Origin of the sequence: Bordetella genomosp. 13, assembly GCF_002119665.1 — a bacterium.
In the GTDB taxonomy this organism is placed as follows: domain Bacteria; phylum Pseudomonadota; class Gammaproteobacteria; order Burkholderiales; family Burkholderiaceae_B; genus Bordetella.
On the sequence record NZ_CP021111.1, the window covers coordinates 2,626,643 to 2,642,042 of the forward strand.

Annotated in this window: 15 protein-coding genes; 7 read left to right on the plus strand and 8 right to left on the minus strand. The window is 67.8% G+C overall.

The window, feature by feature from the left end; all coding sequences use genetic code 11:
- Nucleotides 1-80 precede the first annotated feature (80 nt).
- Nucleotides 81-866: an RNA methyltransferase gene (locus CAL15_RS11840; protein WP_086078769.1), complete on the plus strand. Its 786-nt coding sequence runs from the start codon at nucleotides 81-83 to the stop codon at nucleotides 864-866.
- A 125-nt stretch (nucleotides 867-991) separates the two neighbouring features.
- Here the strand turns inward: CAL15_RS11840 and CAL15_RS11845 are convergent, their stop codons facing one another.
- Nucleotides 992-1,984, minus strand: a complete 993-nt coding sequence (locus CAL15_RS11845) for a Bug family tripartite tricarboxylate transporter substrate binding protein (protein WP_086078770.1) — start codon at nucleotides 1,982-1,984, stop codon at nucleotides 992-994.
- A gap of 158 nt (nucleotides 1,985-2,142) precedes the next feature.
- On the opposite strand from CAL15_RS11845, the gene CAL15_RS11850 reads away from it, so the two are divergent.
- Nucleotides 2,143-2,922 carry an IclR family transcriptional regulator gene (locus CAL15_RS11850; RefSeq protein WP_086078771.1) on the plus strand — a complete coding sequence of 260 codons (780 nt, stop codon included), beginning with the start codon at nucleotides 2,143-2,145 and terminating at the stop codon, nucleotides 2,920-2,922.
- A 30-nt stretch (nucleotides 2,923-2,952) separates the two neighbouring features.
- Here CAL15_RS11850 and CAL15_RS11855 read toward each other — a convergent pair whose 3' ends face one another.
- The 5 genes from CAL15_RS11855 to CAL15_RS11875 form a co-directional block, all read right to left on the minus strand.
- Nucleotides 2,953-3,906, minus strand: coding sequence for a mechanosensitive ion channel family protein (locus tag CAL15_RS11855; RefSeq protein ID WP_086078772.1), 954 nt, complete (start codon nucleotides 3,904-3,906; stop codon nucleotides 2,953-2,955).
- 164 nt (nucleotides 3,907-4,070) lie between these two features.
- Nucleotides 4,071-5,207 (minus strand): DUF1513 domain-containing protein, encoded by a 1,137-nt coding sequence (locus tag CAL15_RS11860; RefSeq protein WP_086081059.1) that lies wholly within the window; start codon nucleotides 5,205-5,207, stop codon nucleotides 4,071-4,073.
- A gap of 34 nt (nucleotides 5,208-5,241) precedes the next feature.
- Nucleotides 5,242-6,324 (minus strand): imelysin family protein, encoded by a 1,083-nt coding sequence (locus CAL15_RS11865; RefSeq protein ID WP_086078773.1) that lies wholly within the window; start codon nucleotides 6,322-6,324, stop codon nucleotides 5,242-5,244.
- Between the two features lie 29 nt (nucleotides 6,325-6,353).
- A complete protein-coding gene (locus CAL15_RS11870; RefSeq protein WP_086081060.1) occupies nucleotides 6,354-7,865 on the minus strand; it encodes a di-heme oxidoreductase family protein in 1,512 nt (503 codons plus the stop codon).
- Nucleotides 7,866-7,990: 125 nt separating this feature from the next.
- The gene (locus CAL15_RS11875) at nucleotides 7,991-9,301 is read right to left on the minus strand and encodes an imelysin family protein (protein ID WP_086078774.1); all 1,311 of its coding nucleotides are present in this window, start codon (nucleotides 9,299-9,301) and stop codon (nucleotides 7,991-7,993) included.
- 355 nt (nucleotides 9,302-9,656) lie between these two features.
- Between CAL15_RS11875 and CAL15_RS24405 the strand changes: the two genes are divergently transcribed.
- Nucleotides 9,657-9,800: a hypothetical protein gene (locus tag CAL15_RS24405; RefSeq protein ID WP_157666648.1), complete on the plus strand. Its 144-nt coding sequence runs from the start codon at nucleotides 9,657-9,659 to the stop codon at nucleotides 9,798-9,800.
- A 109-nt stretch (nucleotides 9,801-9,909) separates the two neighbouring features.
- Here CAL15_RS24405 and CAL15_RS11880 read toward each other — a convergent pair whose 3' ends face one another.
- On the minus strand, nucleotides 9,910-10,485 hold the full coding sequence (locus CAL15_RS11880; RefSeq protein ID WP_086078775.1) for an antibiotic biosynthesis monooxygenase: 576 nt from the start codon (nucleotides 10,483-10,485) through the stop codon (nucleotides 9,910-9,912).
- Between the two features lie 220 nt (nucleotides 10,486-10,705).
- Here CAL15_RS11880 and hpxZ point away from each other — a divergent pair, with 220 nt between their 5' ends.
- Both hpxZ and CAL15_RS11890 read left to right on the plus strand, forming a co-directional pair.
- On the plus strand, nucleotides 10,706-11,083 hold the full coding sequence (gene hpxZ, locus CAL15_RS11885; protein ID WP_086078776.1) for an oxalurate catabolism protein HpxZ: 378 nt from the start codon (nucleotides 10,706-10,708) through the stop codon (nucleotides 11,081-11,083).
- Nucleotides 11,084-11,234: 151 nt separating this feature from the next.
- The gene (locus tag CAL15_RS11890; RefSeq protein ID WP_086078777.1) at nucleotides 11,235-11,786 is read left to right on the plus strand and encodes an NADPH-dependent FMN reductase; all 552 of its coding nucleotides are present in this window, start codon (nucleotides 11,235-11,237) and stop codon (nucleotides 11,784-11,786) included.
- Between the two features lie 434 nt (nucleotides 11,787-12,220).
- Here CAL15_RS11890 and CAL15_RS11895 read toward each other — a convergent pair whose 3' ends face one another.
- Entirely contained in the window at nucleotides 12,221-12,430 is a 210-nt protein-coding gene (locus CAL15_RS11895) for a dodecin (RefSeq protein ID WP_086078778.1), read from the minus strand.
- A gap of 319 nt (nucleotides 12,431-12,749) precedes the next feature.
- On the opposite strand from CAL15_RS11895, the gene CAL15_RS11900 reads away from it, so the two are divergent.
- The gene (locus CAL15_RS11900) at nucleotides 12,750-13,079 is read left to right on the plus strand and encodes a hypothetical protein (RefSeq protein WP_086078779.1); all 330 of its coding nucleotides are present in this window, start codon (nucleotides 12,750-12,752) and stop codon (nucleotides 13,077-13,079) included.
- 587 nt (nucleotides 13,080-13,666) lie between these two features.
- Nucleotides 13,667-15,385, plus strand: a complete 1,719-nt coding sequence (locus CAL15_RS11905) for a ShlB/FhaC/HecB family hemolysin secretion/activation protein (RefSeq protein WP_232468192.1) — start codon at nucleotides 13,667-13,669, stop codon at nucleotides 15,383-15,385.
- Nucleotides 15,386-15,400 lie beyond the last annotated feature (15 nt).

Consider the following 15,400-nt stretch of genomic DNA (forward strand, 5'->3'; position numbering starts at 1 on the left):
TAAGGGCCTGTCCGCGGGCCGCGGCGTTCTTGCGGCGCTGGTTTTGCCAGCCGCACTTCAGGCCAAACACGGCATTTTAAATGACTCGAGCTTTTTCCCGCGTACGATTCGTCATGGTACAGCCCAGCCACCCCGGCAACGTGGGTTCGGCGGCGCGCGCCATCAAGACCATGGGCTTCTCGGAACTGGTGCTGGTAGCGCCGCGCCTGCCCGACATGGCCGCGCAGCCCGAGGCCGTGGCCCTGGCCAGCGGCGCGGGGGACGTGCTGGCCGCGGCCCAGGTCCACGACTCCCTCGAATCCGCGCTGGCGCCCGTCACCCTGGCCTTCGCGCTCACCGCGCGGGTGCGCGACCTGGGTCCTCCGCCCTGCGACATCCGCCAGGCCGCCGAACTGGCAGGCCGTCATCTGGACGACACGCCGCAGGGCAGCGTGGCCATCGTGCTGGGCACCGAGCGCGCCGGCCTGACCAACGCCCAGATCGGCCTGTGCCACCGCATCTGCCACATCCCGGCCAATCCCGAGTACAGCTCGCTGAACGTGGCGCAGGCGCTGCAGCTGGCCGCGTGGGAAGTGCGCTACGCGCTGCTGTCGGCCGAGGGCGCGCCCATGCTGCCGCCGGCCCCGCCCAGCCAGGCGCAAAGCGGCGCCGAGCCCGCGCCGGGCGCGGCGGTGCAGGGCCTCCTGGCCCATTGGGAAGAAGCGCTGGTCGCGGTGAAGTTCCTCGACCCCGCGCATCCGAAGAAGCTGATGCCGCGCATGCGCCACCTGTTCAACCGCCAGGCCCTGACGCGCGACGAAGTGGACATGCTGCGCGGCGTGTGCACCGCCATGATGGCCACCGCGCGGCGCGCCGATCGCGACTGAACGAGCGCCCGCCACGTACAGCGACCGGCACGCGGCGCAGTCGCTTGCGCACGGCAAAAGAAACGGCGCCCGCGGGCGCCGTATTCATTGGACGCGCCGCGGCGGGCGCGCCCACACACGCGCAATCAGTCGACGCGCGCGCCCGAGGCCTTGACCACCGGGGCCCAGGTCTCGACTTCCGACTTGATGAACGCGCCGAACTCGGCGGGCGTGGTCTTCTGCGCCACCGCGCCCAGGTCCGCGTAGGCCTTCAGCACTTCAGGGTTGTCCAGCGCCTTGACCATGGCCGCGTTGAGCTTGTTGACGACCTCGGGCGGCGTGCCGGCCGGGGCGATCAGGCCGAACCACGACGACACGTCGAACTTGTCGAAGCCCGATTCCTGCATGGTAGGCAGGTTGGGCGCGCTGGGCGAGCGCTGGCTGGTGGTGACGGCCAGGGCGTTGAGCTTGCCGGCCTGCGCGTGGGGCCATGCCGAGGGCATGTTGTCGAACATGAACTGCACCTGGCCGCCGATCAGGTCGGTGACGGCCGGGGCGCTGCCCTTGTACGGCACGTGCAGCACGTCGATGCCGGCGCGCTGCTTGAACAGTTCGCCCGCCATGTGAATAGAGGTGCCGCTGCCCGACGATGCGAAGGCCAGCTTGCCGGGGTTTTTCTTGGCGTAATCGACCAGTTCCTTGACGGACTTGACCGGCACCTGCGGGTTGACGACCAGCAGGTTGGGCACCTTGGCGCCCAGCGCGACCGGCGTGAAGTCCTTCACGAGATCGAAATTGACGTTCTTGTACAGTGTCTGGTTGATGGCGCTGGTGACGGCCACGAACAGCAGCGTGTAGCCATCGGGCGTGGCGCGCGCCACCAGGTCGGTGGCGATGTTGCTGCCGGCGCCGGGACGGTTCTCGACCACGAACGACTGGCCCAGGGCCTGCGTCAGTTCCTTGGACATGATGCGCGCGATGACGTCGGTGGTGCCGCCGGCACTGAACCCGACGATGACGCGTACCGGCTTATCAGGGTAGTCGGCTTGCGCGGGAGCGCTGAAGGCAACGGCGGCAGCCAGGCCGGCGAACAGGGCAGCCACGGTGCGGCCGACACGGGGCTTGAGATCCACTTTCATGGATTAGTCTCCGTAATTTGTCCATTGTGCGGACGTTTGAGATGATTTGACACGATTGTCCACTACTATCGCTGCGGCCAGCAAGGCATAGTCCATTGTATGGACATGCGGCGGGTCAGCGTTTTCCCTCGCGACTTTTACATGGAAGGCGGTACAGGATGGAAGAACTCGAAGCGGCCGGCGCCACCGACGCCTCAGGCGCCGGCCCGCGCACGCTGCGGCGCGGCCTGACCGTGCTGGCAGCCCTGCGCGACCAGGGCGCCGCGGGGCTGAGCGTCACCGACATCGCGCGACTGACCTCCATCCAGCGTCCCACCATCTATCGCCTGCTCGCCGCCCTGCTCGAGGCGGGCCTGGTGTCGCCGGTGGAAGGCAGCAAGCGCTATCGCGCCCAGCTGGATACCGAACCCGAGATGACCCCGCCCGATCCCCGCGTCAGGCAGATGCTGCCCACGCTGCGCCGCCTGGCGGAGCGCACCGGCGACGCGGTGTTCCTGGTGGTGCGCGACGGCGACGAATCGGTCAGCCTGCATCGCGAGATCGGCAGCTATCCCGTGCAGATACTGGCCACGTATGCGGGCAAGCGCCAGCCGCTGGGCGTGGGCTCGGGCGGCATGGCGCTGCTGGCCGCCCTGCCCGACCGCGTGGCCCACGGCATCGTGGCGCGCAACTCGGGCAAGCTGGACGAGTACGGCGGAATGACTTCGAACGAGATGCTGCGCCTGATCGACAACACGCGCGCGCGGGGCTATGCGGTCGTGGGCAACCACGCCGTGCGCGGCGCGCTGGGCGTGGGGTGCGCGCTGCTGGACGCGCAGGGCCAGCCGCAACTGGCCGTCAGCGTGACGGCCATCATCGACCGCATGCCGGCGCAGCGCCAGCGCGAGATTGCAGGCTGGATCAAGGCCGAGCTGGGGCGGCTGGCGCCGCGCGCCTGAGCCGCCTCCGCGCGTACGTACCGGGGCTTGTCAGGCCGACGAGCCGGGATGGCTCGGATTGGAGGGATGGGCCGGATTCGCCAGGTTGGCCGGATTGGCGCGGTTCTCGGTCGCGCGAGCCGCCTGCGCCGCGCCGGCGTTCTCGGCGCCTTCGTCGTGCCCCGCGGCCCCGACGTGGATGGCGCGCTGCAAAGGCAGCGGCGACTGGAAGCCCGCGTCGTCCAGCGTCTTGCGCACGCTATGCAGCATTTCCCAGCGCAGGTCGCCGAACTTGGACGACGGCGTCCACACGCGCACGTTGACCAGCACGCCGTTGTCGCGATAGTCCTCGATCTTCACGACCGGCGCGGGCGTCTCCAGCACGTCGGGATGGCCCGCCACCAATTGCTGCAGGCGCTCGATGGCGGCGTCCACGTCGTCGCCATACTGGATCACTACCGGCACGTCCAGGCGGCGCGTGGCGTTGCGCGCATAGTTGGTGATGGTGGCGTTCCACACGGTGCTGTTGGGCAGCGTGACGGTGATGCCGTCGGCCTTGATCAGCCGAGTCAGGAACAGGCCGACCTCGTCGACCGTGCCGTCGATGCCCGTGCTCAGCGCCACGTATTCGCCGGCGCGGATGGGACGCAGGATCAGCAGCATGATGCCCGCCGAGATGTTCTGCAGCGTGCCCTGCAGCGCCAGGCCGATGGCCAGGCCCGCCGCGCCGAGCACCGCGATCAGGCTGGCCGTCTGCACGCCGAAGCGCGCGAGCACCGCGATGATCGTGAACACGCGCACCGCCCACGTGACGACGGAGGCGAACATCGGCACGACCGTGGGATCGATGTGCGGGGAGCGCGCCGCCATGCGCCGCACCCACCTGCCCAGCAGGTTCGAGATCCACCAGCCGGCGCCGAGGATCAACAGGGCGACCAAAAGGTTCACGCCCAGGTCGAATACGCGCGGCCAGAGGCCGGCCAGGCCGTTCCAGGTATATTCCATGCCAACTCCCATGGGAAGAAAAAGAAAAAAAGAGGCTGCCTTCGGACGCAGCCCGGGGCGGAGCGTCTTGCCGGGGGCCGCCCGGCCAGGTGCGGACTTACCGCGGCAACTCTAGCAGATGCGCGCGGCCGATCCGACGGCTGGCGGGCCGGAGAAGCAAAGCCTTACAGGCGCCGGAAATGGTTGTCCCAGGCCAGGCCCGAGTCGGCGGGCCGCGCGGGTTGCGGCTCGAGGCCCGGGCCGGCCGCGATCATCTCGCCCAAGCCACTGCTGATCAGAAAACCGCCCTGCGCGCGCGGCGCGGTGCCGCAACCGTCGGGCAGCGCGGTGGCACCCAGGCAGCGGCCGCTGGCCGCGTCCCAATAGGCCACCTGCCCGCCCACCGGGCTGGACGTGGCGACCACCGTGCCGGCGTCGCTTACCGCCACCGTGCCCACATAGTTGCCCATGCCGCGCAGCACCTCGGGTGGGCCGGCGTAGAGTTCGGGCGCATGGCCGCGCCGATGTCGCCCCACGACAGGCGGACGCTCGGATGCCGGGCCCACGTACTGGCAGCCGAACCACAGCGCGCCGTCGCCGGCCACGGCCAGATGGCGCAGCGACAGCTGATGCAGCGAGGCATCCAGCTCGATCTTTTCGAGCAGGCGTCCGTCCGCGGCATCCAGATACGCCAGCGAGGGCCGCATGCTGTCCAGGTTCAGTTCCAGCTTGCCGTAGTCGGGATGCGTCAGGATGCCGCCGTTGGCCACGCACAGCGTCGTGCCGTCGGGCATCAGCACGACCTCGTGCGAGCCCACGCCGCCGACGTCGAATTCGCCCACGCGGCGATAGCCGCCGCCCGGCGAGACGTCGTAGACGCCCAGCACCGCGCGGCCGGCCTCGTAGTCGTTCTCGGTGGCCACCATGCGCCTGCCATCGGGCAGGAACACGCCATGGCCGAAGAAATGCCGGCCTTCGGCGGCCGCGATCGGCTGCGGCGGCTGGCGGCCTTGCAGGTCAAAGGCCACCGCGAAGAAACCCGGTTGACGGCCGAACACCACGGCGCGGCCGCGCGCCGGGTCCAGCGCGAAGCTGTGGCCGCGATCGGGCATGGGCACGCGCAGCAGGTCCTGTCCGCGCGCGTCCAGCACCACGGCCTCGTAGCGGCCGGCACGGCGGCGGGCCGTGACGTAGCAGGGTTCGTCGTCGTTCGTGCGGGCGGCGCTTGCCGCGATGTCCCGCGCCGAGGCGGCAAGGGCCGTGTCGCCCGGCAGGCCCATGGCCGCAATCCATGCCAGGAACCGGCGGCGGTCGATGTGCATGTTCATGGCGTACCTACCACTGGGCCGCGCTCGATCAATCCCCGTCCAGCGCGTTGAAGCCGATGACCACGCCGTATGCCGCGGCCAGGTCTTGGTCGGTGATGTCCTTGGCGTTCTTCAGCACCAGCGCGGCCAGTGTCAGCGCGCGGCGCGCGTTCTCGTCCGCGACGGCTTTTTCGATGGGCTGAGACGCGTCGTTCAGAGCTTGGCGGGCCCTGCCCAATTCCTCGCGCACGGCCTGCCCCGCCCAGCGCCCGTCGGGCGGCAGGGCTTCGGTGAGCTGGCCCGCCCATGCGCCCATGCCGTCCAGGCCCGCCGCCAGCGACGGCACCGTCTGGTTGCTGCGCCAGAAGGCGGCGCGGCGCGGCTTGGCGTCGGCCGCCGCGTCGCCCAGCACGGGCAAGAGCTTCACGTCGCGCGCGAACTGCGCGCCGGTGGACAGCGCCTTCACCGCCTCGGCCGCGACCTCCTGGCTGTTACGGTACAAATCATTGCCCGCGGCAGGCTCGGCGAACTGCCGGCCGAAATCGCCCTGCGCGCTCCACGCCTGCGCCAGCTCGCCGGCGATGGCGCCGACATTGGTCGCCAGCGCCTGCGCGTAGCGGCATTCATAGGCGAAATGCTGCGCATCGCGGGACTGCAGCACGCCGCCATCGCGGTACAGCACGAACTCCAGCGCGGGCAGGCCCTGCACGGCCACGCTGCGCGAGGCCAGCGCCCCGGGCGCCAGCAGCGCCTCGTCGCGCTTGGCCAGGGCTTCCTGCACCTGGCGCAGCACCACGCCGCGCGTATCGGGCCAGAAGGCCAGGCGCTCGTAGCGATTGCCCTGCACCAGCGGACCGAAGCGCAGGAATTCGACGCCGGACCAGGCCTGCACGGTGGCGGCGTAGGCCTCGGCCACGCGCTTCGCGCCGGCCGCGTCGTCACGCTCGCACCAATTCTTCAATGCCTGTTGCAGGCCCGACGCATTGGTCTTCAGGCTGTCGAAGGCGGGGCGGGCATAGCCTTCGGCCAGCCGCTTGCCCAGGCTGGCCGGCGGCTGCGCCGCGTGGGCGGACCAGACGGCCAGCCCCAGGGCTGCCGCGGCGAGGCCCTTGTAGAGTGTGTTGCGCATCATCGCGGCTCCTTCTCGTTGCAATGCGGCCGCTACAGCGACTCGAGGAATCGCACCAGGTCGGCGCGTTCGTCAGGCGTCATCCCGACCACGCGGTCGCGCGCGGCCTGCGCCTGTCCGCCATGCCACAGAATGGCCTCCAGCAGCGTACGCGCGCGGCCATCGTGCAGCCAGGTGGCATTGGGATTGACGGTCTTGGTCAGGCCGATGCCCCACAGCGGCGCGGTGCGCCACTCGCGGCCGCTGGCCTGCCCTTCGGATACGCCGTCGGCCAGGCCGTCGCCCATGTCGTGCAGCAGCAGGTCGGTGTACGGCCAGATCAGCTGGAAGCGATGTTCGGGCCGCTCCGCATCGCGCCGCGTGACGTACTTCGGCACGTGGCAGGCCACGCAGTTAGCCTCGTAGAACAGCTTCTTGCCGGCCAGCACGCGAGCGTCGTCCACGTCGCGGCGCTGCGGCACGGCCAGGTTGGTCGAATAGTCGGCGACCAGGTCCATCAATTCGCCCGGCACCTCGTGCTCGCCCAGGTGTGGCTGCGCGCCGTGCGGCAGCTTGAAGCACTCCGGCTGCTTCTCGGTGCATTCGCCATAGTGGCTGGGGAACATCGGCGTGGACAGGCCCATGTCGTTGGAGAAGGCCACCGCGCTCTGCTGCGCCACCGTGGGCTGGCTGGCCTTCCAGTTGAACCGCCCCAGCGCCGGCTTGCCGGTGCGCGCGTCGATGACCCAGTTGGCCTTGCCGCGTATGCCGTCGCGTTTCTCTGTGGCCGCGTTGGCCAGGATGTCGGCCTCGTGCACGGCCTCGAGCAGGCCCAGGCCGATCATGGGCTGCGCCAGCCGCGGCGAGAACTGAACCTGCGGATGCATCGGCCCATAGCCCAGGTTCTCGATGCGATACGTGGGCTTCATCAGCGTGGCGGTCTCGCCGCCGTTCAGCTTCACGGTGATGGGCTCGTATTCGATCTCGAGCCGGCCTTCGGTCGGCAGGCCCGCCACCGAGAAGTTCTGCAGCTGCGATCCATATACCGGATCGGTGAGGAACAGCAGTTCGCCGGTATCGATGCGGCGCTGGTCATCGGCGTCGCGCGCCGGCACCGCCAGGCGCATCAGCAGCGCCACGGCGTCGGTGCGCTCCATGGGATCGAAGCCCGGCACGGTGCCGCGGCCGTCCTTCACGTGACAGGCCTGGCAAGAACGCGCGTTGAACAGCGGACCCAGGCCATCCGAGGCTTGGGTGGAAGAAGGCGAGGACACCCAGTCCTTGCGGAACAGGCTGTTGCCCATCTGGAAGCGCTGCCGCCCTTCGAAAGTCAGCGTGGCCGAGGGCAGCGAGAAGATGTCGGCATTGATCAGCGGCTTGACCGTGGCCGCGCCGGCCTGCATCAATTCGAACGGCTCGGCCTTGCTGAAATCGTCGGCCGGCGCGGTGACCTGCCGCACGCGCTTCAGGTCGTCGGCCGACAAGTCGTTGCGTTGACGTTCGGCCGCCGCGGCGCCGGCCTGGACGATGCCGCCGGGCGCGGGCGCCGGACCGGCGGGAGACATGGGTTGCTCGGGGATGACGTCTCCGGGCGCATGCCGCTGCGGCGCCCCGCCAGGCTCGGGCGCCGTACCGGCTGCGTTCGCTACCGCGGCCAGGCCAGCCAAGGCCGCGGCATACAGGTAAAGCTTCATTTGAATACGGCTGCGGGGTTATCCAGGCTGTCGGAACCTTCGAGCTTGACGTTGCCCACTTCCAGCAGCGCGATCACGCGCTCGAGGCTGCGGGTCTGCGCGACCAGCGCGTCGATGGCCTTCTGCACCGCCGCGTTGCCTTCGGCATTGCCGCTGGCGATCATCTGGTCGTAGGTTTCCACCGTCTCGGCGCGCTGCTTCAAGGCCTGCATGGCCTTGACCGTGTCGTCGAGCTTGGCGCGCACTTCGGCATCGAGCTTGGCGTCGCGCGACTTCACCAGTTCGGAGAGGCTGGCGCCCTGCACCGTCTTGCCGTCCACGCGAGTATAGGCGCCCATATAGACGTTGCGGATGCCCATCTGGTTGTAGAAGTGCGAGTTGTGCGTGTTGTCCGAGAAGCAGTCGTGCTCTTCCTCGGGGTCGCCCAGGATGAGTCCGAGCTTCATGCGCTCGCCGGCCAGTTCGCCGTACGACAGGCTGCCCAGCCCGGTCAGCATGGCGGTCAGGCCTGCCTTGGGATCGTCCTGCACGGCCTTGCGCGCGGCGCCGTCCTGCTTCCAGTTGGCCACCATGGTTTCCAGGTCGGAGACCAGCAGGTCGGCCACGGCCTTCAGGAACTCGACGCGGCGCGCGCAGTTGCCGCCGGTGCAGTTGGCCGTATCGAAATCGGTGTGCGGACGATTGCCCGAGTGGCGTTCCTGCGGGGTGCCCTTGCGGTCGGCCGGCGCGGGGCCGGTGCCGTTGAGGTCTTGCCCCCACAGCATGAATTCGATGGCGTGGTAGCCGGTGGCCACGTTGGCCTCGTTGCCGTCGGCCTCGTGCAGCACGTCGGACAGCAGCTCGGGCGTGATGCGCGAGGTGTCGATCGTCTTGCCGCCCACCGAGATCTTGGAATTGGCGATGAGGTTGACCGCATAGAACGCATTGGCGTCGCTTTCCGAGCCGTACGAGGCATCGACGTAGTCGAGCAGGCCCTCGTCCAGCGGCCATGCGTTCACGCTGCCTTCCCAGTCGTCGACGATGGGGTTGCCGAAGCGGAAGGCCTCGGTCTGCTGATAGGGCACGCGGGCGGCCAACCAGGCGTCGCGCGCAGCCTTCAGCGTCGCGGCGCTGGGCTTGGCGACCAGCCCCTCGATCGCCGTGCGCAGCGTGCGCGCGGTGGCCAGCGAGTCTTCATAGCCGGCCAGGGCGATATCGGAATACGTGCGGGTCACGGCGGCGGGCTCGACCGCGGCATGGGCGCCGGCCGCGCCCAGGGCGGCTGCCAGCGCGGCGCCGGTCAACAGACCTCGTAGCTTTTGATGCATCGACTAATCTCCGTCTTGCGCCGGCCGCCCCGCGGCAGACCGCGCTTCGTTCTTGATTCACGGGAGAACGGAGTGTAAACGAGATTCGTTCTTTGTTCAGAGTGCTGTCAAATCAGCGCGGGGTCTTTGCGCCGGATCCGCTGGCGCTCGGCCGGACCATCGGCGCGCGTCGTGGTTCGCCATCGGCGCACCAAACGAGAACGGAAATCGCACCATACCAGTGCATCGCGCACCTCTATGACATCGTTGCGGTGACATGTGCCTGGGAGCGCGGCCCACCGTGGTGCGTTGGCATAGGTATTGCTTGAAAGCGGTTAGGACCCGCCGGGGTCCGCCTCTTTCGGAGCAGACCGCCATGACCCAGGACACCATCGACCGCTACGTACGCCGCTTCCTGCAGCTGCAGGGCAGCCAGCAACCGGCCAGCTCGGCGCCTGCGCGGGTTGTGCCGCAACTCGCTCAAATGCCCATGGCCGGCGGCAGCGGACATACGGCCTGAGCCCGTTCGGCGACGCCCATGATGAAAGGCGGGCCCTTGGCCCGCCCTCGTGCCCGAGCCGTCCCAGGCGTCCGCGCTCTGACGGCGGCGCCGGGTCCGGACCCATGCTTCATCCCCGCGCCGCCTTCAATCCCCGTTGCGAGGCGCCGGCCGGATACAGCCAGCGGCGCAGCAGCCGCGTGATGACCGGCATACAGATGAACGACAGCACCGGAGTCATACAGGCCGTGGTGACCAGGACGCGCCAGAACAGCGGCAACGCGCTGAGCTGCTCGTTGAAAATGGTGCTGAACAGCAGCAGCATCGGAAAGTAGGCGATCCAGATGCTGAACGCCTGTTTCCACCGGGGCGGCGCGGTCATCCTTGGACCAAACCAGCTGTCCATCCCGCTGACCCGCGTTTCATGACTGGTACGCACCAGCGACGCTCCCCGCTCGAGCCACATCCGGCGCGGCAGCGAGGTCTCCCAGCGCGTCAGGCTGGCCTCGTCCGCGAAGCGCAGCACGATCTGATACTGGTCGCCTCCCTCGGGCGGCTGCAGCACGCCCGATCCCAGGAAGCCCGGAAACCCGGCGGCCAGGATCTCTCCCTGGCGCATCCACGCCAGGAAATCGCTGTAGCGATCGGGAGAGATGTGACGCGTCACCAGCATCGTGACGGGAACGGGAACCGGGGCGGCGGACATGATGGACTCCTATGCAGCGTGGTCAGCCTGGCAAGCAGCGCGGTATGGCGCCTCGGTATTAACCCTAGCAATCGCCATGCCAACTTTGCGGCGCAACATCCTCTCCCTCATAGGTGCAGGCCGCTGCAGTTGACCGTTATTTCTTGCACCGCACAAATCCCCAAACCAGGGATAACCCTAAACTTTCGCACCGCCCCGGTGCGTCTTTATCGGAGTCCGGATGGACATCAACCTGCCCGACGTGGTCGCCGAGGTGTCGGCGCAATTCGCGCGCTACGAGCACGCGCTGGTCAACAACGAGGTGGAGACGCTCGACGAACTGTTCTGGAACAGTCCGCACACCCTGCGCTACGGCGCCACCGAAAATCTGTACGGCTATGAGGCCATACGCGAGTTTCGCGCACAGCGTCCGGCGCAAGGCCTGGCGCGCGAGGTGCTGCGCACCGTCATCACCACGTATGGCCGCGACTTCGCCACCGCCAACATCGAGTTCCGGCGCGAAGGCTCGCCGCGCATCGGGCGCCAGAGCCAGACGTGGATGCGGACCCCGCAGGGTTGGCGAGTGGTGGCGGCGCACGTCAGCCTGATGAGCCCTTGAGATTTCAGCCCTCGAGCCGTTGCCTCCGTGCGGCGGCACGTGCCGTCCGGCGGGATGATGTGCCGCCTTTCGGAACGGGCACAGGGTGAGATCGACCAGTCATCAGGGCACGTCTACACTGACCGATCCTTCACATAGGAGCATTGCACCCATGAGCAACATCAAGATCGCCGTCTTCGTCGGCAGTTTGCGTGCCGCTTCGATCAACCTGAAACTCGCTCGCGCGCTGGAAAAGCTGGCTCCGGCCGAGTTCCAGTTCGAGTACGCCAGCCTTGGCGACGTACCCCTGTACAACCAGGACCATGAAAACGACATGCCGCCCGCCGCGGCCAAGCTGAAACAGTTGATCGCCCAGGCGCAGGGCCTGCTGTTCGTCACGCCCGAGCACAATCGCTCGGTTCCCGCCGCGCTGAAGAACGCCATCGACTGGGGTACCCGTCCCTGGGGCCAGAACTCGTGGATGGGCAAGGCGGGCGGCATCGTGGGCACCTCGCCCAGCGCGGCGGGCTCGGCCATGGCGCAGCAACACCTGCGCAACATCCTGGCCGCCGAAGGCGTGAACGTGCTGACCACCCCCGAAGTGTTCCTGCAGATGAAGGACGGGCTGATCGACGATCAGTACCAGATCACCGACGAGGGTACGCGCAAGTTCCTGCAGGGCTGGATGGACCGCTACGAAGCCTGGGTGCGGAAGGTAGGCTGAACGCCCTGCGGCGGGGATGTCCGGGTAGACCCGCATTTATCCCCGCCGCATGTGGAAAACGCTGAGGACAGCTTGAGGGCAGCCAAAATTTCACGTTTCTTATCAATGCCCTAGGTACCGTGATCAAAAAAGGGTCACGACGCCGCCGACTTTTCCACGCGGTATGTGGATAAGGCTGGGCATAGCCTGCGGGCAGTTCGGGAAATCCCTTACGGGACAATCGTTTGCGGGCGCCGCGCACAAACCGCGCACGAAGGAAGCACGGCAGCGTCCGGACCCGGCCCGCACACACTGAAACGGGCTTATCCACTGCGGATGTGGAAAAGCCTATGTACAGCTTTCTGACAATTCAGAAAAACACCGCTGCGACAAGCACTTGGAGTTCGCCGCTCAAATTCTTACCGCAATGTTTCCAAAGTGCCTATCCGCCACCCTCACGACTCCAGACGCATGCCCAGCTTGATGCCCACCTGCCAGTGCGCGATCTTGCCGTTCTCGACATGGCCGCGCACCTCGGTCACCTCGAACCAGTCGATGTTGCGCAGCGTCTCGGATGCGCGTGCGATGGCCTGGGCGATGGCGTCGTCCGTAGACACGGTGGACGAGCCGACCAGCTCGATCTGCTTGTAGACGTGGTTGGACATGGCGTGACCTCCTGGCGTATGGCCGGGCCCGCCGGCGCGGAGGGATTCCGCGCCAGGGCCGGGTGAGCCACATCAGCACGTCGCGTGCCGCACGAGCGCGTGTTGCGCACGGATCGAGCGCGGCGCATACTGGGTCGACACTTTATCGTCGCGAGGCGCCCATGCCGCTGCGACCGCCGATGACCCTCTCTGGCCCGCGCCCCCTCGGCTTGCGGCGGCGGCGCGGCAGTGCGCGATCGCCGCATGGCGACCTGCCACCGGCCGACATGTGTCGCGCCCACACTACGGAGCGTGCCCCGACATGCGCGACGCTCGAGACATGAACACCACAGAGCCGACGGGCACGGACAAGCGCGATCTGCTGCTGCGCCTGCTGCCCATGTCGGCCTCGCTGTCGGGCCTGTGCATCGCCGGAGTGACGCTCTTCCGGTCGAACCACCGCCTGGCCGGCCTCGAAACCATTGCGGACGACCTGCTGGCGATCTGTTCGTTCCTGTTCCTGATCGCCACCTATATGTCGTTCTGGGCGCTGAGAACCCGACGCGAGCGCTTGACCGACAAGCTGGCCACGGCCAGCGACGTGCTGTTCTTCGGCGCGCTCAGTCTGCTGGTCAGCGTAGGGTTCATGATGGTCTACACCATACTGTAGGCCGCGCCTGCGCGGCTCGGCACCGGACCGCGACGCCGCCGGTGCCGGGGCACGCGGCATCACGCCCGGGTGCCTATCGCCGACATCCCGGATCCCCACCGACGTCACCAACGTAGCGCGCCGCAGCGCAATCCCGGTCGCGGAATCACCACGTCATCGTCGAATGGCTGGCAGTCCGGCACGAGGACTCAGCCGTCGGTATTCAATGCCGCATCGAGCGGCTCGATCCTGCGATCTCCACGCCCGGACGCAGATGGAACGCGCGGTACGTGCCATGTTCATTTCAACCAGCCTGCCGCTACCAGGGCATTGCGCCAAGCGCGTGCTCGGAAGAACCGTTGCCCACGCCGAACCGGACGCGCAGACGGCACTCCACGCTCCGTCGTGCCCACACAACGCTACAAGACCCTCCCAACGGGCCCAGCACGACAAATCAGAAACACTTTCCGCGATATTCGAGGCTTATTGAGTATAGGAATTTACATTTCCTGATTAAGTTGAAAAATTTGTTTACTGGCGCAAGAAATATATGTCAAATAGTATGCGTCGATTTCCCTGTGTAGCGTCTTCCCCGCGGTTCCGATCTCATGTCCAGCCGATTCGCCTCTCGCCGCCCCTTCCCGCCTTCCCTCATCTCGTCCTCGCTGGCCATGGCCGCGGCGCTGCTGACAACGCCGGTGACAGCGCAGACCGTACCGCAACTCCCGTCCGCCGCCGAACCGGGCCGCCAGCTGCCGCAGCCGGTCATGCCGCAGAGCACGCCCAGCGCTCCGCGCGTGTCGGTGCCGCAGGGCCAGGCCACCGAGGCGCCCGCGGGCGCGGAAAACCTCAGCTTCACGCTGACGGACATGAGCATCGAAGGCGCCAGGCACTACCCCGCCGCGGACCTGCGCACGCTGTACCAGCCGCTGCTCGGCAAGACCATCACCGTGGCCGACGCCTTCAAGGTGGCTAATGACATCGAGCTGCGCTATCGCAACGACGGCTATGTCACCACGCGCGTCATCGTGCCCGAGCAGACCATCGAGGACGGGCGCTTCCGCATCGTGGTGGTGGAAGGCTTCATCTCGGACGTGAAGTACGACGGCGACATCGGCCCGGCCCAGGCGGCTGTGGAAAAACTGGTTCGCCGCCTGCGCGCCATGCGGCCCGTGAACGTGGCCGAGGTCGAACGCCAACTGCTGCTGGCCAACGACCTGCCCGGCCTGACGGTGCGTGCCTCGCTGGAATCGTCGCCCACCGAAGTCGGCGGCTCGGTGCTGGTGGTGCGCAGCGAGCGCAAGGCGGTCGATGCCTCGCTTACCCTGGACAATCGCGGCTCGCCCTATCTGGGCTGGAGCGAGATGATAGGCCAGGTGTCGCTGAACTCCTTCGGCGCCCGCGCCGACCGCGTCACCCTGACCGGCCGGCTGGGCCTGCCCGCCGAGCGCAGCCAGGCAGTCGCGGCGAACTACGACATGCTGGCCACCGACACCGGCATGACGGTGGGCCTGGCCGCCAGCTATGCCAAGAGCGAACCCGGCCGCGAGCTGGCCGATCTCAACGTGGCGAGCGACGTGCAGTCGTATTCGGCCACCGCCACCTACCCGCTGATCCGTTCGCGCCTGCAGAACCTGCGCGCAGTCGGCCAGTTCGAGGTGCGCAACGTCACCACCGACATCACCGACACGCCCTTCACGGAAGACCGCCTGCGCGTGCTGCGCATGGGCCTGAGCTATGACCGCACCGACAGCTGGAACGGCATCACTGCCGTTCGCGGCACGCTGCACAAGGGCCTGGACGGACTGGGTGCGTCGGACAACGGCAACGAGCTCGCCTCGCGCGTGAACGGCCGCTCCGACTTCTTCAAGTTCACGGCCGAACTGACGCGCCTGCAGCAGCTGACCGACCGCTTCAGCCTGCTGGCCACGTTTGCCGGCCAGTACAGCGCCAGCCCGCTGCTGGCCAGCGAGGAATTCGCGCTGGGCGGCCCCAACTTCGGCCGCGGCTACGACGACGGCGAAATGTCCGCCGACAGCGGCATCGCGGGCTCGCTGGAACTGCGCTATGCGGTGTCCACGCCCACCCTGCTGCCGCACGGCGCGCACGTGTACACGTTCGTCGATGCCGGCCGCATCTGGGCGCGGCGCGACAGCGAAACGGACCTGACGCGCGCCAAGCTGTCGTCGATCGGCGCCGGCATGCGCGCCAACCTGACCAAGAACGTCTACGCCACGTTCGAAGTCGCCAAGCCCACCAGTTCCGACGTCCTTACGCAGGGCGACAAGAATCCCCGGTTCTTCTTCAGCATCGCGGCCCAGTACTAAGCAGAGACGAGATTG